20 protein-coding genes are annotated in these 22,248 nt (G+C 52.2%); 11 read left to right on the top strand and 9 right to left on the bottom strand.

The window, feature by feature from the left end; all coding sequences use genetic code 11:
* Positions 1-92: 92 nt before the first annotated feature.
* From KNP82_RS10235 to KNP82_RS10225, 3 genes are all read right to left on the bottom strand, one after another.
* Complete coding sequence (locus KNP82_RS10235; protein ID WP_021067942.1) at positions 93-755, bottom strand: hypothetical protein; 663 nt, start codon at positions 753-755, stop codon at positions 93-95.
* A gap of 50 nt (positions 756-805) precedes the next feature.
* Positions 806-2,011, bottom strand: coding sequence for an NAD(P)/FAD-dependent oxidoreductase (locus KNP82_RS10230; RefSeq protein ID WP_214827838.1), 1,206 nt, complete (start codon positions 2,009-2,011; stop codon positions 806-808).
* Between the two features lie 110 nt (positions 2,012-2,121).
* Positions 2,122-5,628 carry a chitobiase/beta-hexosaminidase C-terminal domain-containing protein gene (locus KNP82_RS10225; protein ID WP_214827835.1) on the bottom strand — a complete coding sequence of 1,169 codons (3,507 nt, stop codon included), beginning with the start codon at positions 5,626-5,628 and terminating at the stop codon, positions 2,122-2,124.
* Between the two features lie 385 nt (positions 5,629-6,013).
* Between KNP82_RS10225 and KNP82_RS10220 the strand changes: the two genes are divergently transcribed.
* The 6 genes from KNP82_RS10220 to KNP82_RS10195 all read left to right on the top strand — a co-directional run bounded on the left by KNP82_RS10220 (position 6,014) and on the right by KNP82_RS10195 (position 11,244).
* Positions 6,014-6,769, top strand: coding sequence for an alpha/beta hydrolase (locus KNP82_RS10220; RefSeq protein WP_214827833.1), 756 nt, complete (start codon positions 6,014-6,016; stop codon positions 6,767-6,769).
* A 140-nt stretch (positions 6,770-6,909) separates the two neighbouring features.
* Positions 6,910-8,607, top strand: a complete 1,698-nt coding sequence (locus tag KNP82_RS10215; protein ID WP_214827831.1) for a glycoside hydrolase family 13 protein — start codon at positions 6,910-6,912, stop codon at positions 8,605-8,607.
* Between the two features lie 47 nt (positions 8,608-8,654).
* Complete coding sequence (locus KNP82_RS10210) at positions 8,655-8,990, top strand: hypothetical protein (RefSeq protein ID WP_214827828.1); 336 nt, start codon at positions 8,655-8,657, stop codon at positions 8,988-8,990.
* Between the two features lie 64 nt (positions 8,991-9,054).
* Positions 9,055-9,258 carry a YwbE family protein gene (locus KNP82_RS10205; RefSeq protein WP_029596375.1) on the top strand — a complete coding sequence of 68 codons (204 nt, stop codon included), beginning with the start codon at positions 9,055-9,057 and terminating at the stop codon, positions 9,256-9,258.
* Between the two features lies 1 nt (position 9,259).
* Positions 9,260-9,427: a hypothetical protein gene (locus KNP82_RS10200; protein ID WP_021067950.1), complete on the top strand. Its 168-nt coding sequence runs from the start codon at positions 9,260-9,262 to the stop codon at positions 9,425-9,427.
* A 353-nt stretch (positions 9,428-9,780) separates the two neighbouring features.
* Entirely contained in the window at positions 9,781-11,244 is a 1,464-nt protein-coding gene (locus KNP82_RS10195) for an alanine/glycine:cation symporter family protein (protein ID WP_214827825.1), read from the top strand.
* A gap of 52 nt (positions 11,245-11,296) precedes the next feature.
* On the opposite strand, the gene KNP82_RS10190 is transcribed toward KNP82_RS10195, so the two are convergent.
* Together KNP82_RS10190 and KNP82_RS10185 are read right to left on the bottom strand one after the other, a co-directional pair.
* A complete protein-coding gene (locus KNP82_RS10190) occupies positions 11,297-12,097 on the bottom strand; it encodes a formate/nitrite transporter family protein (RefSeq protein ID WP_214827822.1) in 801 nt (266 codons plus the stop codon).
* A 95-nt stretch (positions 12,098-12,192) separates the two neighbouring features.
* On the bottom strand, positions 12,193-12,579 hold the full coding sequence (locus KNP82_RS10185) for a VOC family protein (RefSeq protein ID WP_214827820.1): 387 nt from the start codon (positions 12,577-12,579) through the stop codon (positions 12,193-12,195).
* Between the two features lie 81 nt (positions 12,580-12,660).
* Here KNP82_RS10185 and KNP82_RS10180 point away from each other — a divergent pair, with 81 nt between their 5' ends.
* From KNP82_RS10180 to KNP82_RS10170, 3 genes are read left to right on the top strand one after another with little or no spacing between them, the layout of a single operon-like run.
* Positions 12,661-13,779, top strand: a complete 1,119-nt coding sequence (locus KNP82_RS10180) for a GTPase (protein ID WP_214799432.1) — start codon at positions 12,661-12,663, stop codon at positions 13,777-13,779.
* Positions 13,780-13,791: 12 nt separating this feature from the next.
* Positions 13,792-14,934 carry a YcjF family protein gene (locus KNP82_RS10175; RefSeq protein WP_214827817.1) on the top strand — a complete coding sequence of 381 codons (1,143 nt, stop codon included), beginning with the start codon at positions 13,792-13,794 and terminating at the stop codon, positions 14,932-14,934.
* A gap of 51 nt (positions 14,935-14,985) precedes the next feature.
* The gene (locus KNP82_RS10170; RefSeq protein ID WP_214827814.1) at positions 14,986-15,948 is read left to right on the top strand and encodes a 2-hydroxyacid dehydrogenase; all 963 of its coding nucleotides are present in this window, start codon (positions 14,986-14,988) and stop codon (positions 15,946-15,948) included.
* A gap of 36 nt (positions 15,949-15,984) precedes the next feature.
* Here the strand turns inward: KNP82_RS10170 and KNP82_RS10165 are convergent, their stop codons facing one another.
* The 4 genes from KNP82_RS10165 to mgsA form a co-directional block, all read right to left on the bottom strand.
* A complete protein-coding gene (locus tag KNP82_RS10165) occupies positions 15,985-16,680 on the bottom strand; it encodes a YflT domain-containing protein (protein WP_214827811.1) in 696 nt (231 codons plus the stop codon).
* A 13-nt stretch (positions 16,681-16,693) separates the two neighbouring features.
* On the bottom strand, positions 16,694-17,209 hold the full coding sequence (locus KNP82_RS10160; RefSeq protein ID WP_021067958.1) for a YflT domain-containing protein: 516 nt from the start codon (positions 17,207-17,209) through the stop codon (positions 16,694-16,696).
* A 113-nt stretch (positions 17,210-17,322) separates the two neighbouring features.
* On the bottom strand, positions 17,323-18,132 hold the full coding sequence (locus tag KNP82_RS10155) for a hypothetical protein (protein WP_251128711.1): 810 nt from the start codon (positions 18,130-18,132) through the stop codon (positions 17,323-17,325).
* Positions 18,133-18,222: 90 nt separating this feature from the next.
* Positions 18,223-18,636: a methylglyoxal synthase gene (gene mgsA, locus KNP82_RS10150; RefSeq protein WP_214799423.1), complete on the bottom strand. Its 414-nt coding sequence runs from the start codon at positions 18,634-18,636 to the stop codon at positions 18,223-18,225.
* A 225-nt stretch (positions 18,637-18,861) separates the two neighbouring features.
* Here mgsA and KNP82_RS10145 point away from each other — a divergent pair, with 225 nt between their 5' ends.
* Positions 18,862-20,649 carry a mechanosensitive ion channel gene (locus tag KNP82_RS10145; RefSeq protein ID WP_214827808.1) on the top strand — a complete coding sequence of 596 codons (1,788 nt, stop codon included), beginning with the start codon at positions 18,862-18,864 and terminating at the stop codon, positions 20,647-20,649.
* A 112-nt stretch (positions 20,650-20,761) separates the two neighbouring features.
* Positions 20,762-22,240: an HD domain-containing phosphohydrolase gene (locus KNP82_RS10140; protein WP_214827805.1), complete on the top strand. Its 1,479-nt coding sequence runs from the start codon at positions 20,762-20,764 to the stop codon at positions 22,238-22,240.
* The last annotated feature ends 8 nt before the right edge of the window (positions 22,241-22,248 follow it).

The raw sequence follows: 22,248 nt of genomic DNA, 5'->3' as shown, positions 1-22,248 counted from the left end.
ACCGTTCAACGGTTACATGTATACAATTAGTATACAATTATATATTTAGCCAAAGAAAGGAAAATTCGTACTATCTTTTTGGATGAATCAGGTTATAATGCGGCCCAGACACTCTGCTTCAGGACGATACGTTGGACCGTTTCGGGATTGAGATCATATTTCGTTGAAACGGTTCGGGTCACTTTCGCTTTCAAGTCAGGGTCGTCCGATTGCTCGGCCTCGTAGACGCGATTCCAGACTTGCCAGACGCGCGCTTCCTTGTCCGACAGTTGCGTGTCCCATTCTTTCTCTTTCAATTGCCAGCCGAACGACATCTCCTCATAGGCGCCGGGTTGGACCGTACTCGCCAGGCTCCAATCGCCTTCAGGGGCAAATACGGCTTCGCCGAGTGGTGATTCGGTACCGATATAGGCTTCGTGATCATAAAAACGGAGGAGGGCGGCTTGGAACGTATCGCGCGCCGTCACCTCGTCCATGACATCCTGACTGATGGACTGGAGCGTCTCGACGTCAGGTTGTCCGTGGACCACAATGTCATACGTATAGCGGACGGCCTCGTCTTCTGTCACAGCTTGTCTCGTTTCAATCGTGTAGCGTTGCTCATCGTCTGTCGCCTCTGCTTGCGTGACGGTTTCCTCTGGCGTTTCTTCGGCCGGCTCATGCGGCCAGACGTAGACGGTCAAGGCGATGGCAGGGATGAAGAGAAGACCGCGCCTCAGGCGATACACCCATTTTGGTTTTTGTTTTGTTGTCATTTCACTCACTCCAATGCGTATGTATAAAAAAATCCCCTGATGTCAGGGGATTAACGTGTCCGATCTAATCGTACGATTCGAGCATCTGGATTGTCGATGCCGCGGACCAACTCGCTCAAAATTTTAGAACCTAACATGCTGTAGACCGTGCCGTTGCCCCCATATCCGAGTAAATAGTAGAGGTTCGGACGGTCCGGATGTTCCCCGATAAAGGGTAGCTGGTCGATTGACTCACCGAACAGGGCCACCCAGGCGTATTCAACTGTCAAATCATACATCGGGAACAGAGCCTCGACTTCTTGGCGCAACCGCTCGGCCCGTTTTTGAATGAGCGTTTCGCTATGCGGGGTCTCTGCTTTTTCTTCATCGAGTCCACCGGCGATGATGCGGCCATCGACGGTCGTCCGTAAATAGAGGTACGGCCGTTTTGTTTCCCAAATGAGCGCCTGACCTTCCCACTCGTCGAAGTCAGGGACGGGATTCGTCGCAATCGCATAAGAGCGGTTGAGCTCGATCCGATGCGTGTCGAGGAGCGGGGCCGGACGATAGCCGGTCGCGAAGATGACGTGGCCCGCTTTGAACGTTCCTGCGGGAGTCAAGACGAGCCAGTCGTCTCCGTCGGAGACGACTTCTGTGACGTCCGTCTCTTCGAAGATGGGGACGTTTTGGGTCGACAAGTAGCGGACGACCTGACGGCTGAGCGTGAGCGGATTGACCTCGGCATCGCCGTTCGTAATTAAGGCAGCCGGTTTATCGAACGGATAGCGTTCTTGTAACGCCTCCCGGTCGAGCCATTCGACCGCGAGTCCGTGTTTCGTCAGCATCTCATACTCTCGTTCCAATTTGGAGACATCCGCTTCGCTGCTGGCGAAGCAAAGACTGTCACGCCGGATATAGACGTCCTTGGCGTCGACTGTCCCGGCGACCTCGTCGAGCGCATCCACCGCCTCGGCACACAGTTGATAGAAGCGGACCGCGTCCTCTTCACCGATTTGTTCGGCCAGTTCGTGCAACATGATGTCGTTCGAGTATTGAATGAGCCCTGTGTTCGCGGCCGTACTCCCGGCTCCGACTTTCCCTTGGTCGATGACGGCGAAATCGACACCGTCCTTGTAAAGCGTATAGGCTGTCAGCGTTCCCGACATGCCCGCGCCGATGACGAGTACGTCGTAGCGCTCTTTCTTGATTGGTTTTTGTAAGACGATCTGTTCCGATTCTGTGGTCGGCCAATATAAGTTCCCGTTGTGCATCTCCATGACGTCATCCTCCGATAATCAGCATCTTCTACTTAATCCCCGAATTTCACGAATGAAAACGCAAAAGGCCGCAGACAATCTGTCTGCGGCTTGCGTATTCGATTCAATCGTTACTTTTTGATGACGACTATGTTCGCGGATGCGCCTTTCGTGTAGCTGATCCGTTTCACATTCTCTGCGCCACGGATTTCAGCCAAGTTCGTTCCATCGACAATTACTTCTTTGACAGTTGCGCCGTCGAAGTCGATGATGGCACCGGCTTCTTTCGGTTTCACTTGAACGACGATGTTTTTGAGCGGGTCACCTGTCAATTCCGTGTAGGCGCCGCGTACGAAGATGCCGTTCTTGAAGTTCGTGCCTTTACCGATCGTCACGCCGATGAAGTCATCTTGGAGGACGAGGCGTGCAGCCTTGTTGTTCACGACTGTGTAACGCGTCAATTCCACTTCTGGCTCCGGAGTGAGGTCGATTTGTGCGAGGACCGGATCGTGGTCACTGGCGCGGCCCGACATTTCCGTGAAGTCAGCGTTGACGTGAATCATATCGATTTCGGTCGTCGCCGCTAAACGGTTTGACACGAGGATATGGTCGAGCACTTGCGAGTTCCCTTGATAGACGTACGAGTAACGGTCGACAGCTGGGACTTTCTCGACCATGTTCGTCATCAAGTCGCCTTTGAAGATTTGCATCGCATCCGAGAATTCGAAGTCGTTGAAGTCACCGAGGGCGACGACGTTCGCGTCCGGGTTGTCCGTTTTCACGTCAGCGACGAAGTCATGGACGATTTGAGCGATTTGTTTTCGTTGGACTTCACTGCCGAGCACGACCGGCTGTTTCGAGCCGAAGAAACCAGTGTCGCCACCTTTCGAGTTCCAGTGGTTGGCGATGACGACGACGTTCTCGCCTTGGAAGTCGAACTGGGCCGCGAGCGGTTTACGTGAGCTGTTGAACGCTGGGTTGAGCGGGTCGATGCGGCCCGGGTTGTGCGTCAACTTGCCGTTTTCATAACCGACAGCTGTCGTTGCGTCACCGGCAGGGATGCCTTCTGTGAGCGAGACACGTTCCGGGTCATACAAGAAGCCGACACGGATGTTGGCATTTGGTGCGCCGCCGTCTTTATTGTACTCAGGGTCGATGTTGACGTACTTGTACGATTTGCCGCCAATCGAGACGATATTGTCGATCAAACGTTGGTAGCTTTGATCAGCCGCAGAATCGCCTGTACCTTCCCCGTTGTTATCTTGGACTTCGGTCACGCCGATGATGTCCGGGCTGTTCAACTCCTCGACGAACGCTTTCGCGAGTTTGAGGGCTTTCTCGTCCGACGTCTCTTTGACGTTGTTCGAGAAGTTCTCGAGGTTGTAAGAGGCGATTGTCAATTTGTCCTCTTCAGCTTCGATGAACGTCGTCTCGCGCTTGGCATCACCTTTGACGAAGGCAGCCTTCATCTCATCAAGACCAGCTTGAATCTTATAGTTGCCGTACGAGTATCCAACGACACCGACAATCGGGCCGTTGAAGCGGTCACCGGTCGCGACATCGAAATCACGAGCGTCGGCATTTGGTTCGAGACGGAATTGAATCCGTTCCGGGTTGGCATCATCTTTTTTCAACAGAATACCACCGTTGAACGTCTCGGTCGGTGTTGCTTCGAGCACGGTCACGAGGTCGCCGTTCTGTTGCGGTGATACCGATTTGAGGTTGCCCGTCTCGACGCGCATCCCTTCAAGGCTCTCCCAGAAGTCGATGGCGTCTTTGTCCGGGTTGAAGACGGCGAGGGCATCGCTGTCGATGAACTCGGTCGGCAAGTTCGACGCGTCGATTTTCACTGGCGTCGGGAGTGTGACACCGCTCTTGACGACGTTGACACTTCCGTTGCGTGTATCGATTTGCGTCATCTTCATATCCGTCTGTTGACGGTCGCTGTAGCCTTCGATGGCGTACTCGCTGACGAGACCTTTCACGTTGACGAGGTCACCGACTTGGATGCCCGCGATTGAACGGCCACCATACAAGATGATTCCTTCTGACGTGCGTGCATCTTGGTCGGCTTCCGTGTCAGGCGTTTGGATATAGTAATACGTCGTACCCATCGAGACGAACGAGTACGTGACGACGCCCTCGACGCCTTCAACAGTCTGTCCGTTCATCGGTGACGTGTGGCTTGCGCCTTGGATGTCATGAATGCGGATTTTGTCCGTGATTTTATAGTCGAACGTCGTCACGGCGCTGAACGCATCACCCGATTTGACGGCAACTTTGAGCGTTTTCGTCTCCTCGATGCGGACTGGTGACGTATAAAGGGTACCGTTCACTTTCGGGTCCGACCCGTCGAGTGTGTAATAGATGTCAGCGCCCGCTGTCGTCGTCGAAAGTGTCACGTCTTGTGGACCGACGAACGTGCCTGCACCTGGCTTCGCTGTTGCCGGACGGAGTACCGATGCGTCGATTACTGCGTCAGATACGTCGCGCGGAATGATTTGATACGTATTATCGAACTGTTGCACGATACCCGTGATCGACGAGTAGTTGACGTCCGTCTGTAAATCGAGAATGCCGCGCTCATCACGCACGACGAACTCTTTCGTTCCATCCGTGGCCGTCAAGTTTTGCCCGCTACCTGAGAGGGTGACGTTATTGACGGTGACGAGTTCAGACTCGACGTCCTCATTGATTTGTTCGCCAGTTAGGACTTGCGCAGCTGGTACGCTCGCCGCTTGTTTCGAGACGACGACGGCGCTGTTCAATTGAAGCAATTCACGATACGAACCGATGGCACCTGTGACGACGACTTCATCACCGACGTTGACGGCAAGTGACGTCGGACGGACCGAGAGGCCGCCTGTCGCATCTTGAATCGAAATCGTATTGGCCAATTTCGCCGTGACGATTCCTTTAATCGTGACCGTTTCACCTTCTGCTTTCGTACGAGCGTCACTGATTGAAATCGGAGTGACCGGCGCCGGTGGTTCTACCGTACCGCCATCGCCGTATTCGACGCCTTGGAACGTGTGCAATCCGAGGTTCGTGAACGTATCGATTGGTTGTGTGTTCCATTCAGTGGCCGGGTCGAACGCATCCGCGCCGTTCGCATCCCCTGTCGTGATCGTATCTTTCCGAACCAACGACTGGTCAGCCGTGGCGACCGTCGTTCCCCATTTCGTACCCGGATCGAATCCGACTTGACCGAAGACGTCGAGCACCGTGTCCCCTTTTTTCAAGACGAGCGTGTCGTCGCCGTTAAAGTTCGTCACACCGCTTGTCGTGTTCGATTTCGCTTTCAAGGCATCACTCGCGCTGGCGTTAACGATGACATACGTGCCACCTGGCTCGAGCGTACCTGTCAAGTTGAGGGTCGTGCCTGGAGCCGTACCGCCGTTTGAATACAGTTCAAGTTTATAGGCCGAGAGGTCGATGGCCGCATTCGTTCCATTGAACAGTTCGATCGCTTTATTGTTGCTCGAGCCTTCAACGTATTCCGAGATGAATAGGTCTGAAGCGTTCAGCGTCTCTGCGTGTACGTTTGCCGCGATCGGCGTCATGCTGCTGACGATGAGTCCGGCTGATAAGGCGAGTCCGGTCATTTGTTTGAATGAACGTGCTTGTGGTTTCCCCATGTGTTAGTCTCCCTTTGATTATGTAGATGGCCGATACGATGTCCCAGTTCGTGTGGTCACTTGCTTGAGCGGATGCCCCTTTAGGCCAAAAAAATGATAGCGCTTACATTACTCGACTTGACGTAAGGAAGTTGCGTTCGTACTCCCTCCATCGATTGACGGATTTCACTATCATTTACCAACTTTTCAACTACATGTTAAACATAACCAAGCAGACGTCAGAACTCAATCCACTTATTGCGAAGTTCATATTACAGTTTGATTACAGACTTGAAGAGAACTGAGCAAGTAGGCAATCGGGTTGACGGGACGTCCCCCAACTCTTACAATTCATTAATACAATTAAGTGTATCGGTTAACTGTGGATTAAATGGGGAGGAAACGAATGACGACAATTACTTATCCGGTCATCCCGGGAGCGGGCGCGTTTTATTGTGAAGGAAATGATATCGGCATCTTGTTATGCCATGGCTTTAACGGGACGCCTCAAAGTGTGCGTGACGTCGGAATCGCCTTGATGGAGAAAGGATTCACCGTCTTCGCACCGCGGCTCAAAGGACATGGGACGGATCCGGAAGAGTTTCGGCAATCGACACGCCGCTGCTGGTATGAGTCGATGGAAGCCGGTATCCGTCTCTTGCGTGAGCGATGTCGACACGTCATCGTTGTCGGGCAGTCAATGGGCGGGACGCTGGCGATGAAGGCCGCTTTGGCCGGGCAGGCCGATGCAATCGTCACCATCAATGCGGCGTTGTCCGTGCCAGGCTATGCCTGTCACGCCACGGACGATGTCTGTCGTTTCATTGATGAAGACGAACCGGATATCTGTGCACCGGGCGTGTACGAGATCGTCTACGACAAAGTGCCGACGTCAGCCATTCGGGAATTACTCGCGCTCATCGAGGAAGTGCGACCGATGGCGGCCGAGGTGACCGTGCCGACGTGCGTCATCCATTCGGCCATCGATAATGTCGTGCCGCCCGAGGACTCGATGTGGTTGTACGAGACTGTTCAAGCCCCAAAACAACGAGAGGTGCTCGAACAGTCGTATCATGTGGCGACGATGGACCATGACCGGGAGCGGTTAGCGGACGTCATCGGCGCATTCTGTGAACAAGTTGCGACAGCCCCGAAAATGTAGTCTCCGGACTACATTTTTTATATCTCATTATTTGCAAACGCTTGCACAAGTGCTATTGTAGGATTAGATTCAGCCTAAAACAGGTATTGCTGTTCAAGAATATAAAATATAAATGATGAGATGTAGGAGGCAAGCGGCGTATGGAGTCAATGGTCAGCAGAGAACAAGTGGCGAAAAAAACGGTTACCCGCACGTGGTGGAAAGAAGCGATCGCGTATCAGATTTACCCGCGTAGCTTTAAAGATTCGAACGGAGACGGGATTGGGGATCTCCGCGGTATTATCGAGAAGCTCGATTATTTAGAAGACCTTGGCATCGATGTGATTTGGCTATGTCCGATGTACAAATCTCCGAACGATGACAACGGCTATGATATCTCGGACTATCAAGACATCATGCAAGAATTTGGGACGATGGAAGACTTTGACGCCTTGCTCAAGGCCGTCCATGCACGCGGCATGAAGCTGCTCTTGGACCTCGTCGTCAACCACACGTCCGATGAGCACCCGTGGTTCGTCGAATCGAAACGCTCGAAAGACGACCCGAAACGCGACTGGTATATCTGGCGCGATGGGACGGATGGGGGACCCCCGAACAACTGGGCGAGCATCTTTGGTGGTTCGGCGTGGGAGTACGATGAGACGACCGAGCAATACTATTTGCACGTCTTCTCCAAAAAACAGCCGGACTTGAACTGGGAAAATGAAGACGTGCGTGGTGCCGTCTACGATATGATCAACTGGTGGCTCGACAAAGGCATCGACGGATTCCGGGTCGATGCAATCAGCCACATCAAGAAGATGCCAACCGAGACGATGTTGCCGTCTCCAGACGGAAAACCGCACGTCACGGCGTTCTCGATGTATTCGAACATCGATGGCATCCACGACTATCTCCAAGAGATGAAACAAGCGACGTTCGCCAATTACGATATTATGACGGTCGGCGAGACGAACGGGATTGAACCGCAAGCCGCCGATCTATGGATGGGACCGGAAAACGGGGCGATGAACATGGCGTTCCATTTCGATCATGTTGACATCATGCGTCAATCACGTCTAGCGCCGCTCGATGTCGTCGAGCTGAAGCGCATCTTTGACAAGTGGCAACAAGGCTTGCTCGAGACGGGATGGAACGCCCTCTATATCGAGAACCATGACATGGTCCGTGCCGTCTCGCTCGTCGGGGATGAGAACCACTATTGGCGTGAGAGCGCGACCGCCCTCGGCATGATGTATTTCTTCATGCATGGGACACCATTCATCTATCAAGGGCAGGAAATCGGCATGAAGAACGTGCCGCTTCCGTCCATCCATGACTATGACGATGTGGCGACGAAAAATGAATACTTCGAACGGATTGCCAACGGGATGAGCGAAATCGATTCGATGCAGCACGTATGGGGCACATCACGCGACAACGTCCGCACCCCGGTTCAATGGGACGCGTCACCGAACGCTGGTTTCTCGACAGCGTCGCCATGGATGCCGATTCATGAAGAGTATGAGACGCTCAACGTCGACGCCCAATCGAAGGATGCCCATTCGATTCTTTCGTTCTATAAGGCGATGATTCGTCTTCGTCGTACGGAAGACACGTTCACGTACGGCAGTTACCGCGATTTGTTGCCGGAACATCTGCAAGTGTTCGCCTATGAGCGCACGTTCGAACAACAGACGTTTTATGTCATCGTCAACTTGACGGCAAACCCTGCCGAGACGACGCTGCCTGGTCTCGACAAAGCGACGCTCGTGTTAACGAATGAGATGGATCCTGAGACAATCGAGACGGACACGTTTATGCTGCGTCCGTTCGAAGCAAGACTGTACCGCTTATAATGAGAAGACACCTTCCCGGCGAAGGTGTCTTTTTAGGAGGTAGGAAGATGCAGCATCAAATAGAGATGGGAAACGATGAGACGACATTCGAGTTCGTCATCGCGGAAGCGTCACGCGACACGTTACGACTCGTCCATGCACAAGTCATCGAGACGGTCCGGACGGAGGCGTATCTCCAATTCGCACGGGAGTTGACCCATGCCTTTCACGCGTTGCAAGGAGTGGCCCGATTACAAAATGAGGCAGGGCGAGTGATTTTGACAATCTCGTTCGAACGAGGCCGCGTCGAGGTCGAGACGGCTTGGGGACAGGGGACGAACCGATTTAAGACCGATCAAAGTTATTTGACGAGGACGGTCGGACAAATCGGCATCGTGGAATAGATTGTGACAAACGAGGGAAAAGAGCATATGATAGAGGTTGACTATACGGAAAGGGGTGTCGGGTATGGATGGCACGAAACGCACGGACATTCGCCCAGGGCTCCACGTCCAGATTGTCCTAAAACAAGATCAGCGGAGTGGGAAGTTGACGTCAGGCGTCGTCAAAGACATTTTGACGAACTCGCCGCGTCACCCGCACGGCATTAAAGTACGCTTAAGCGATGGACAGGTCGGTCGGGTGAAAGTGATCGAAGCTGGAGGTGAATAATATGACTGAAAAGAAATTAAGTTTTCAAGAGGCGATGAAGCAAAAGCTCGCTGAAAAGAAACAGAACGAAACGAAAGTGCCGACAGGACTTCGTGGGACGAAGCAGAAACCGTTGACGAACCAGTTGACGAAGAAGCCGAACAACCAGAAGAAACGGACAGGCGTTTAACAAACAGCCGCTCACATGAGCGACTGTTTTTTTATTTCCCAAATGAATAGCGAACTTGAATGAATACTTTCTATACTTTAAAACCTATTCACAAAGCGAATAGTTTGAAACAAGTTGAATGGGGACATCAAAAAAAATCGGGGAAATAAAGATTTATTATTTCTTTTAAAAGGATTTGTAAGCGCTTTAAATAAAGCTATTGCTCAACTTTTGTTATATAACATATGAAAATTGTGTGAACTGACCTATAAAAAAATTATTGCTAATTGTCAGAATCTTTGTATAATTCAGAACTAAGACATCATAAAATTTTTAAACAACTTTAGATTCACACAACAGGGAGGAACTTACTTATGGAAGCCGTGCAAAGCATGTTACAAGGAAGCGTCGATTACATGAACAACATCTTATGGACTTATGTTCTGATCGTCGCGCTCGTCGGAGCCGGGATTTACTTTACAGTGAGGACACGCTTTATGCAGTTCCGTTACTTAAAAGAGATGTTCCGGGTCGTCGCTGAAAAACCGGAGGTCACAGACAGCAAGAGCATCAGTTCAATGAAATCGTTCTTCATCGGAGCAGCCACACGAATCGGGACGGGTAACTTGGCCGGTGTCACCGTCGCCGTGACGGTCGGTGGACCAGGAGCGGTCTTCTGGATGTGGATTGTCGCGCTTCTCGGTGGAGCGACAGCGATGATTGAGAGCACGCTCGCACAAGTCTATAAAGTAAAAGATGACGTCGCGTACCGCGGCGGTCCAGCATACTACATTGAAAAAGGACTCAACAACCGGGCCCTTGGTATCGTCTTCGCCGTCTTAATCGCGGTGACGTTCGGTCTCATCTTCAACTCGGTTCAATCGAACACAATCGCAGCCGCGTTTGATAACGCGTTCGGCATCGACGCCGTCGTCGGTGGAGCCATTCTTGTCGTTCTTACAGGTATTGTCATCTTTGGTGGCGTACACCGTGTCGCGAACTTCTCTACGTTCGTCGTTCCAGTTATGGCTGGTTTATACTTGGCAATCGCAGCTTATGTCGTCGTCGTCAACATCACAGAAATCCCAGGCGTGATTGCGATGATTTTCAAGAGCGCGTTCGGTCTCGAGCAAGCGTTCGGTGGATCGGTCGGGGCAGCCATCTCGATGGGTGTACGTCGCGGTCTCTTCTCGAACGAAGCAGGTATGGGTTCGGCACCAAACGCAGCAGCCGCCGCGGAAGTTTCACACCCAGCGAAACAAGGTTTCCTTCAAGCGCTCGGCGTCTTCTTGGACACGTTGATCGTCTGTACTGCAACAGCAGCCATCATCCTCCTTTCAGACAGCTATGCTGCCGGTAACGGAGAAGGAATCGTTATGCTTCAAAACGCATTGAGCGAACAAATCGGATCATGGGCGCCAGCGTTCGTCGCTGTCAGTGTCTTCTTGTTCGCCTTCAGTTCAATCGCAGGTAGTTACTACTACGGTGAAACGAATATCGAGTTCATCAAGAAGAGCAAAACAGCAGTTCTTGGTTTCCGCATTGCGACAATGGCGTTCGTCTTCATCGGAGCAGTCGCAAGCCTCGGCTTCGTCTGGAGCTTGGCTGACTTGTTCATGGCAGGCATGACGTTAATCAACATCTCGGCCATCACGTTACTCGGCGGTGTCGCCTTCAAAGTCCTTCGTGACTACGAAGAACAGCGTGCCCAAGGTCTCAACCCACGCTTCTCGGCACGTAAACTCGGTATCGAGAATACGGAATGTTGGGACGTCGAAGAAGAAGAAGTCGCGCAAGGTGCGGTCCAAGCGGCCGCTGCCGATACGACAAAAGGTTAATCTCAGCATATAAGCAACAACAGGGGCCCTGCGCATCGGGGCCCCTGTCTTTTTATGCATTTTGGCGGATCGATTCGATATTTCCCTCGGCAGGTTTTGCGTTCAAATGGACGTAGGTCCCGGCGACGAACAGCGCGCCACCCACGATATTGCCGAGTGTGGCAAAGACGAGGTTATGCAGTGCGAGACCGATGTTAATCGCCTCGGACGGCACATAATAGAGCGCGAGCCCAAAGATGCCCATATTGGCAATCGAGTGCTCGAAGCCGGCGGCAAAAAAGACGACGACCGGTAGCATCGTCAGCATGATTTTAGCGACATCATTTTTTGTTTTCAGCGGCATGAAGATAGCGATACAGACGAGGATGTTACACAAAATCCCTTTTAAGAAAATCGCGAGCGCCTCGCCGCCCATCTTTTTTGCAGCGACGACGGACAAGAGATGATCCGTGTCGACGTCACCCATGCTGTGGGCACCGATGACGAGCCCGACGAGGATGAGCGCACCGACGAGGTTACCGAGCCAGCTGATGCCCCAGACGGCCGTCAAATCGCGCCAGTCGACACGTCCGCGTTTCGCGCCCGTATACAGATACATCGTGTTGCTCGTGAACAGTTCGCCGCCCATCCAGACGATAAAGACGAGCGCGACCGAGAAACTCATCCCGGCGAACAGCATCGTCCCGGGCACATCGATGAACATGTTACCGACCGAAAAGGCAAAGACGACCCCAATCCCGATTAGAAAACCAGCGACGATGGAACGGAGTGCGTAGTGACCGAACGCATGACGCAACAGCGTCGCTTTTTTATAGGCGGCTTCTTCCATATACTCGACAGCTTGTTTTTCCATTTGAACACGGCCTCCTTTAGACAACTTAAGTCTAGGAGGTCCAACAAAAGTTTGCAATTGTTTTCACAAACTTTTTTGAAAGCCGTTTCAACTGTTCACATCGTTGCCACGAGTTCGACTTTCATGCGGTCGGGATCCTCGAAATAAAGAGCGATATAGTTCGGACCACCGGCATAAGGGAAGCGGTCGGCATAGAGCTCCGTGAATCCGTGCTGAGGCAATTCCGAGCGCAGTCGCTCGAGGTGCTCCAATGACGCGGCATGAAAGGCGAGGTGGTTCAACCCTGTCTTTTTACGATGATACGGCGGTTCGAGGTGGTCGGCCTCAGTTTGGACGAAGACGAGATACGTGGCGCCGAAGCGATAACTTCGCCCTTCGTCCCATTGTTGATAGACGGTATAGCCGAGTTCGGTGAGAAGCCAGTCCCAAGCGTTGAGGCTCTTCGTTAAATCCGAAACGTACAGTTCGACATGGTGCAGCATCGGTCTCATCCTTCCGTCGGACGTTTCAAATGTGTCCGTTTAGTATAATGGTTATTATATAACGAATGCAGGGGGAACCATATGGACAACACGGGGCTTGTCTCGAACATATTGATCGCGGGGAAGACCGGGGTCGGGAAGAGCGCTTTTTTAAATTACATTTATGGGCGTGACGTTGCTGAGTCACGTGCCGGCAGCCCGGTGACGGCCGAAGGACTTCACGAATACGAGTACTACGATCTCGAGCGCGGTATCCTGTTCCGTTTCTTCGATACGTGGGGACTCGAGGCGGACCGATCCGACGAATGGCATGAAGCGGTCCTCTCCATCGTCAACAAGCGAGAAGGTGCGCTCGATATCGCCGACTGGTTCCATACCATCTATTATTTACTCTCGATCAACTCGGGGCGCGTCGAGGCGTACGAACTCGAATCGATTCTCAAACCGCTCTACGCGAAGCGAAGCAATGTCACAATCATCTTGACGAACTATAACCCAGACAGTGCGATGAACGTCGAGAAGGCGGAAGCGATGGAGGACGTGCTCATACGCGAACTCGGAATTTCACGAGATGCGATGATTCGCGTCAACAGTGTCGAAAAGAAATTGCTCGGCGGACAAGTCGTGCCGCATATCGGCTATGAGGCGGTGTGGCAACGTAATCGGACCAACCTCTGGAAAGACATCGAACGAAAGCTACCGCATAACTTGACGCGTCATTTATTGACCGAGTTAGAGGCGTGGCGCGCCCGGAGCTATCGTTCGGCTGAGACGATTCGCATGATCACCCCGCAAGTGATGATCAGCTGGAAAGCCCGGCAAATCGAAAAAGACTTGGAACGAACGCTCGAAGCGGCCGCTGAGACGACAGAGGCGGCGATGGCCCAAGGCGTTCGGCATTATATTCAATTGATGGAACGCTACCCGCTCGTCGGTGCCCCGTCCGACCTTGTCTTTAAAACGCGTCGGGTCGAGCTCGGGTTTGATTATTCGTTTAACCGGACCGTCCGAAAGATGGTGCTCGGCATGATTCCGGGCGTCCATTTCATTTATTGGGCGTTCAAACGGCGAACGGCGGAGCGCGGCATCAAGAAAGCCGTCAATCAACAATACGAGCTGGTCAAACAGACAATCGAGCTGGACGTGCACCGCGGATTCGAGGAAGAGATGCGACGGCTCGGCCGGACGCTCAATCAATGAGGAGGAACGGACATGGATAAACAGACCCCATTCAATTTTGATACGTACGATTTGAAGGAAGAGCTCGACCGATTGCGAGGGAAAGTCAAAAAACCGAATATCTTAATCGCGGGAGCGACCGGATCAGGCAAGAGTTCCGTCGTCAACCACGTGTTCGGTCGCGACTTGACGAAAGTGGCCGCCGGTGAACCGGTGACACGAGGGATTCATCAGTTCATGAGTGATGAGATCGCCATCGTGCTCTACGACAGTGAAGGATATGAAATCGGGAGCGCCCGGCAACAGGCGTATGCCGATGAAGTCATCGGTTTCGTTGAGCGGGCGCAGACGAAAGGGGCGGCCGAACAGATTCATCTCGTCTGGTACGTCATCAACGCCTCGATGAAACGGGTCACCCCGCTCGACCGGGCGCTCATCAAGCAGTTAAACGAAGCGACGTCGGTCGCCGTCCTGTTGACACAAATCGACCAAGTCGATGTAGATGAGCTCACGGCCCTCCGACAGGAATTAATGGATGTGGTACCGGAAGAGGCCGTGTTCCAAGTCAGCGTCGCCGCCGAGCTGTTGAATGACCCGGAATTACGGGCCCATCTCGATTGGGAACGTCTTGTCACGTGGTCGGTCGAACAGCTCGACCACTCGCTCCAAGAAGGGTTGCTCATGGAGATTCATGCCGAGAGTGAGGCGATGCTCAAATTGAAGCGGAAGAAGGCGAACCGCATCATCTCAGGGTATGTCGCCAGTGCCGGAACGGCCGCCGCCGTGCCACTCCCGTTCGCTGATGCCATCGCGCTCACACCGATTCAAGTGACGATGAGCGTCCACTTATTTCGCTACTGGGGCGTGAAAGCGAACGATGATATGCTGAAGACGCTGATTGGCAGCACCATCATCCCGCAAATCGGACGGGCGCTCTCGAAGACGATTTTACTGAACGTCATGAAATTCTTCCCGGGGGCGAACGCGGCGGCGAGCGTCATCAATGCGACTGTCGCCTCAGGCATCACGTGGGCAATCGGCCTCGCCATCAACGAAGTCGCGTACCGGAACGCGATGGACTCATCGAAGACGATTGAGCAACTGCTCGACAGCGACTTTGGCTCGTTGTTCGAAAAGTTCATGGAACAAAATCCAGTGACGAAAAACAAGTCTTGATCGAACCGGTTTGATACACTGGTCGAGACGAGACAAAAGGGGGAAACGATTATGAAGAAACGAATTTACATTACGAGGCGATTACCGGAAGAGGCTGTGGCACCGTTGCGGGACAAGTACGAGGTCCGCATGTGGGAGGAAGAAGCGAAGAGTGTCCCACGCGACGTGTTAGTGGAAGAAGCGGCATCGGCGCATGCGCTTTGGACGATGCTCAGTGACACGATCGACCGGGAACTGATTGAACAAGCCCCACAGCTCGAAGTCATCTCGAACTTGGCGGTCGGCTATAATAATATCGATATCGAGGCGGCGAAAGAACGTGGCATCATCGTGACGAACACGCCAGACGTGTTGACCGAGACGACGGCCGACCTCGCCTTCGGACTGATGATGATGACGGCACGCCGGCTTGGGGAAGCGGAACGTGATTTACGGGCCGGGGAGTGGAAGTCGTGGACGCCGATGGGGTACGTCGGCATGGACTTGTATCGGGCCAAGCTCGGGATTATTGGAATGGGACGTATCGGCGAGGCGGTCGCACGCCGGGCCCGTGGCTTCGACATGGACGTGTTGTATCATAATCGGACGCGACGGCATGAATCGGAATCGATGTATGGGTTCGTCTACGCGGAACTCGATGAACTGCTCGAACAATCCGATTTCGTCGTCGTCCTTGCGCCCCTCACCGAGGAAACACGTGGGATGTTAGGTGCGGAACAGTTCGCCAAAATGAAACAGACGGCCAGCTTCATCAATGTCGCCCGTGGCGAGATTATCGATGAGGCGGCGTTGTACGAGGCGTTAAAAGAACAGCGGATTTGGGCGGCAGGACTTGATGTGTTCGCCAAAGAGCCGGTGGCGATGGACCATCCGCTCTTGACGCTCCCGAACGTGACGACGCTCCCGCACATCGGCAGCGCCTCGATCAAGACACGGCTCGCGATGATGGCGCTCAATCGGGAAGCCATCATGAACGTGCTCGACGGGGATGAGCCGAAGAATCGATTGACGTAACAAAAAAAACCTGACCGCGGTCAGGTTTTTTACGTATTAGAAGCGACGGATATTATCTGGGTCTTCGTAGTCGTTCCGGAGTGCCCGATCATCGAGTCCGCGCAATTTGTTCTCGCGGTCGTTTATATGGGATTCTTTGTCCAAGCGATCCTGTTCAGGGTCGACGGCCCGGTTCGGGTCATCACCGACCGATTCATTGAACGGTTTCGAATCGACCTCTAAGCCATCAGATGACGGGCGGTCAGAACGGTTCGCATCATGTGTGGCATGTTTTGGTTCATTATATGGAGTCGAATCGATTTCGAGACCGTCGGCCGTATGGTGGCCTTGATGGCTCGAGTCGTGTCTCGAGTCGTTATAAGGCGTCGAATCGACCGTCAGTCCTTCATTGTGGCGACGTTCGAAATCTTCGTCCACATAAATCAAGATTTTTCCGGCCTCGACATCGCTATAGTGGCGATTTACCTCTTCTTCGCTCAATCCCATATTTCGAAGTCCCGCGTGGACATCCTCATGCCCGCTCAAGAACGCCCGAACTTTATCGAACCATCCGGTATGGTGCGACGCTTCGGTATGGACGTCTGTCTGACGACGCAAAATCGATACATTGTCCTCATGCTTGGCGACGACATAGATATCTGAATCTTTGTAGCCTTTCGCACGCAACTCCTCGACTTTGCCGAGTGCCGCGTCTTGCGTGTCATACATGCTGATGAATCGTTTCTCACTCATAGTGTCTTCCTCCTTATAATCGGCGATGGTCTTCTAAGCCAGAATGTCCGCGGACGATCGGGTCCTCTTTCGTGCCACGTGGTTCTTCGTCGTGATCATTGAACGGTTTCGCATCGAAAGCGATGCCATCCGCTTCTTCCCCTTTATCATGGTCGAGCGCACTATCTTTTTTGTACATGTTCGGATAGCGTTCGTACGAATGCTTATCGACGTAAAGCAGTAATTTGCCGGCGTCGATGGACGTGTAATATTCTTCCGCCTCCGCGTCACTAAGCCCCATATTCCGCAACTCATCGCGAATGCGGTCGCTTCCGTGAAGGAACGCTTTCACACGGTCCAACCAGTTGACATCACGAATCCCCGATTCGGCATTCACATCGGTGTGGTAACGCAAGGCAGAAATTTCCCCGTCCCGCTTGGCTACGACGTGCATGTTTTTCTCTGCTTCCCCAGCTTGCTTGAGTTCATTCACCTTATCCATGACTTCTTGCTCATTATGGAATAACCCAATGATTTTGCGATCCGACATGTTGTGCCTCCTTCGTAATCGTTTATTTGTTAAATCGACGTCACGCTATTAGTAATTTCCGTTCTAACAAAGGTTCAAACAAAAAACGCCATCTCAAGACGAGAATGGCGTCATCAATAATAAATCATTAATGTTTCGTTTCCGAGATGGCATCGCGTGTTCTTCCAAACGAACTCGACGAGTGTCCACATGGCCATGAATCCACTGATCGCGAGCAGAATGAGCGCATACACAGGCGTCAATTGAATCAAGAATGACCATCCGAGCGAGAACAGGATGGGCTGGGTCAATAAAACGAACCCGACGTATACGACAATGATGAGCAAGGCGAATAGAATCCGTCGTCCTAACGTCTGAAAGTGATGGCGAAACCGCGTCAAAAGTCCAAACACGGCACCAGTCAACAACACGGGGAGCACGAATCCGAAGTAGTCGAGCGGGTAAGGCGTGGCCGGTGCCGTGAACAAGCGCAAACTGAACACGTCATCCATAACGAGCAACAGATTCGCATAGGCGAACGCTAAAATCATGCCGAGCAGCCAACCGAATTGATTCCAGACGCGACGCGATGATTTGATGGCCTCGATTTTTGTATAGGCCAAAAAGGAGACGTCACGCATCTCGACATCTTGAAGCTTGACCTGGACGTCGTTGAGCCGATCGATGGCCCAGTCGAATTCCCGATTGGCTTGAGTTTTCTCATGCGATTTCAATTCTTCTGACGCCTCGATCATCGTATGGTAGCGGCGGCGATACTCTTCGTTCGTCGTCGGTTGTTCGATTAAGAATAAGGCATAATCCTTCGGGTTTTGCTTGGTCAGCCCCTCTAGCGACTGTCCGTTCTTTTCCGCCTGTCGAATATAGCCCGCTAAACTGTCGAGCAACCGATCGGCTTTCGTCTCATCATTGAGCAGGTCGTGCAAGTGCGTTCGGACTTGATCGTAAAACTGTTGAACGATTGGATCGTTCGATACGTGTGATTTCAGAAAAATTCCTCTCTTCTCATAGTTAGATTATTCCGGGGGTGGGTCGTTATGCGATAGCGTCAATGATTCGAAGTCACCTTGTTCGATGCTACGGATGAGAATCTCACTGCCTCCCATATTCGTCGCTAGCGGAATCGAATACACGTCACAGAGACGCATCAAGGCGCTCACATCGGGCTCGTGTGGCTGGGCCGTCAACGGGTCGCGGAAGAAAATAATCATGTCCATCTCGCCGCGGGCGACGGCGGCGCCGATTTCTTGGTCCCCGCCCAGCGGACCGGATTGAAAACAATGGACCGGCAAACCGGTCGCTTCGGCGACGCGCTTCCCGGTTGTGCCGGTCGCGAACAATTGATGCTTTTGCAAGACGTGGGCATACGCTTTTACGAGCACGATCAAATCATCTTTTTTCTTATCGTGGGCAATCAGGGCGATGTTCATCTTGATTCCTCCTCAAAAGACTTCTTCTTTTAATTCGTATCACATTTACTTGAGAAAGACACGACTTCTTTCTTACTAGAATCACTTTCTAAAAAAACGTTTTGACTTGAATCATGTATAGAGGAATAAGAACTGGCAAGGTTTAGGCAACTGCAAATGTTGGTATTTATACAAAGAGTCAAATAAATGAAATCATTTCAAAAAGAGATTGGAGGAAGATGTTAAATGAACAATACTACCTATAACTTCAACACGTTCATGTCATGGCTGCCTGAGCTTTTGCTTGCCTTGGTCATTCTTGTCGTCGGATTCATTTTGGCGAAAGTTCTTGAAAACGTGACGCGCAAAGCGCTTCGCAAAGCACGTCTTGACGACCGTGTAGGGGTAAAACAAGAAGGTGAACCCGGAAAGCCTGGAAGAGAGGAAAAGCGGTGGACGCCTGAACGCATCATCGCAAAAGTCGTCTTCTTCGGCGTACTGCTTCTCGCATTCTTAATTATCTTTGAATTCTTGAACGTACCAGCTGTCGCTCAACCGTTCAGTCAAATCTATGCCGGCTTCTCTGGCTTGATCACAGGCGTGATTAAAGCAGGTCTCATCCTGCTCGTCGCATGGATTATCGCCACGCTCTTGAAAAAAGGGATTCAAATGGCAGGTCATCGTCTCAACTTGAACAAGTTGATGGAGAAGACAGGCCAAGAGTCGACTAGTGTCAATCAGACGAAATGGGTTGACACGGTCGCCAATATCGTCTTTTACCTTGTCCTATTGTTAGCTCTTCCAGCGGTACTCGATGCGCTTGGGTTACGAGGCATCAGCGGTCCGTTTGAAGACTTGTTGAACAGTTTCCTTGCCTTCATTCCAAAACTTGTCGCTGCAGCCCTTATCTTCGCGATTGGTTATGTCGTTGCGAAAATCGTCCGCGATATTTTGACGAAGTTCTTGGAAGCGGCAGGTCTTAACCGCTTCGCCGAGAAACTTCACTTGGCTGATTACGTGAAAGGGTCAAGTCTCGCAAAAGCGGTTGGAACGATCGTCTTCATCTTGATTATGATTCCGGTCACGATTTCAGCGCTTGAAGCACTTGATGTTCGTGGAATTTCAGATCCGGCCATCTCGATGCTCAATGATGTCTTGGCGATGATTCCGAATATCATCGTGGCAATCGTCTTGATTCTCGCCGGTGTATTCATTGCCAAGTGGTTGAAAGGTGTCGTCGTTTCTCTCCTTGAGAACTTGGGCGTCAATTCACTCGCTAGCAAAATGGGTCTAGGTGGCCGCTCGACGTCATCGACATCGATTGCACAAGTCATCGGTACAATCGTTCAAATCATCATCATCTTGTTGTTCGTATCGGAAGCACTTCAAGTCGCGAACCTCGACTTTATGGCTTCACTCGCAACAGCAATCTTTGCTTACTTGCCAATGGTCATCGCAGCCATCGTCATCTTGGCGGTCGGTTTCTGGCTCGCGAACATGGCAGAGCGTCTCGTCGGCAGTGTGCTCGTAGATGGAGCTGGTCAACCGAGCGTCTTGCGCCACGTCGCGAAGTACGCGATTCTTGGAATCGCCTTCTTCATGGCGATCAGCCAACTCGGCATCGCACCGATGATCGTCAATACGGCATTCTTGCTCATCCTCGGTGCGGTTGCTCTCGCCTTCGGCCTTGCCTTCGGTCTTGGCGGACGTGAGACAGCGGCTCGCTACTTGAAGAAAGCTGAGAAACGAATCGATGAGACAGAAGTATCGAAAGAAGGTCTCGAGCAAGAGAAAGCGCAAATGAATCAAGAAGCCGAAGCTGCGAAGCAACAGGCGAAACAAGGAATGGATCAGTCGAAACGTGAAGCGAATCAAACGAAACAAGAATTGAAACGCGAAACGAATCGTCCCCAAGCCCCACAATCTGATGTGACGAACGTAGACGGTCCAGAACCGAACCCGTTCCATGACAACATCACACCAGATCAAGATAACCGTTCACTTGATGACAACGAAGGTCCACTTCGTCCATAACCGTGAATGACGGGTCCCTATATTGGGGCCCGTTTTGTTTTGCTGTAAAATAGTGTCACTTTTGTCGATATAATAAGAAATAGATTGGCAAGAAGGCAGGAGTGACAGATCCATGTTCAAACAGTTTCAACGTACGCTCATTATGAACTACATATGGGGATCAGGCATCGCCGTGTTCGGCGTCGGGGGACTGTTCATTTTTCAGACGCTCAGTCTATCCCAGGCCGAGATGTTCATCTTGGCCGTCATCATGGGGATGTCGGGCATGACGATGATCGGACTTGAACTCCTTCTCTATCGGCGTCATATTCGGCCCATCTATCACGTGTTCCATACGGATGCGCCAACCTATGAGGCGCTACAGCAGGCGTTCAATCAGACGAGTCACTTTCCCACGTTGACGGTAAAGCGGATTCTGGGTCCACACTTATTCGGGTTATCCGTCCCGGCGATGAGTTTGACGGCGTTCGCCATTCATCAAGGCTGGGTCAATCTCCCATACCGGTTGATTGGTCTGGCGGCGTTCGGTGCCATCTTGATTGCCATCTTACACGCGCTCATCGAATTCTTCTTGACGTACCGGTCAGTGGAACCGATGTTGCTCCAGTTGCAAGAGATGAGTCATCGCTTGCATCAACGCCCGCTGCAAGCGACGTACCGGTCCATCAGCGTCCGGACGAAATTGTTGATTAGCATGCTCGTCATCGGGGTGTTTCCGGTCGCGTTATTCATTCTGGCGTCCGGCGTGCAGCTGTCGACGGTGGAACAAGCCGATGCGTATTGGCAATGGGCAGCTTTGATTTTGGTCGTCATCATCGGAGTGGCGACGTTCAGTAGCTTTTTGCTGTATGACAATATCAAACGTCCGATCAGTGCCTTGACCGAAGGGGTCGCCGCATTGGATGCCGGGCGGTTGAACACAATCGACAACCCTTACTCCGATGAGTTCGCCCAACTCGTCACCGGCTTCAACCAGATGGTGACGAACGTCACGTACCGTGATCAGGAAAACGAGCAACTCTTAAATAGCCTGTTTGTGTTGTTCGCCGCGACACTCGACGCCCGCGATTCGTATACGGCCGGACATTCTGAGCGGGTGGCCGCTTATTCGGTCGAATTGGCGCAGGCGCTTCAGTTGCCGAATGAACAGATTGAGTTGCTCCGCAAATCGGCGTTGCTGCACGATATCGGAAAAATCGGGATTCGTGACGATGTGCTGTTGAAGGAAGGGAAGCTGACGGACCACGAGTTCGCTCAGATTCAAGAGCATCCGACGATCGGCATTCATATATTGAATCAAATCGCCTTGCCCGAGTCACTGCAACCGATTATGGCCGGGGTCCGGTCTCACCATGAGCGGATTGACGGGCGCGGATATCCGGACGGATTAGTTGGGGAAGGGATCCCGCTCTTCGGTCGCATCATGGCGATTGCCGATGCGTATGACGCCATGACATCGGACCGTCCGTATCGGAAAGGGATGCCTGTCGAAAAAGCACTCTCAATTCTCGAGAGTGGACGTAATACCCAGTGGGATGCCGCATTCGTCGACGTGTTCGTTCAATTACGACGTCAGGCCGTCTCTGCCTAAACAAACAA

The sequence above is a fragment of the Exiguobacterium sp. s26 genome (assembly GCF_018618235.1).
Classification (GTDB): domain Bacteria; phylum Bacillota; class Bacilli; order Exiguobacteriales; family Exiguobacteriaceae; genus Exiguobacterium; species Exiguobacterium chiriqhucha.
Note: the sequence above shows the minus strand (reverse complement) of the source record. Positions and strands in the feature narration are given on the sequence as shown.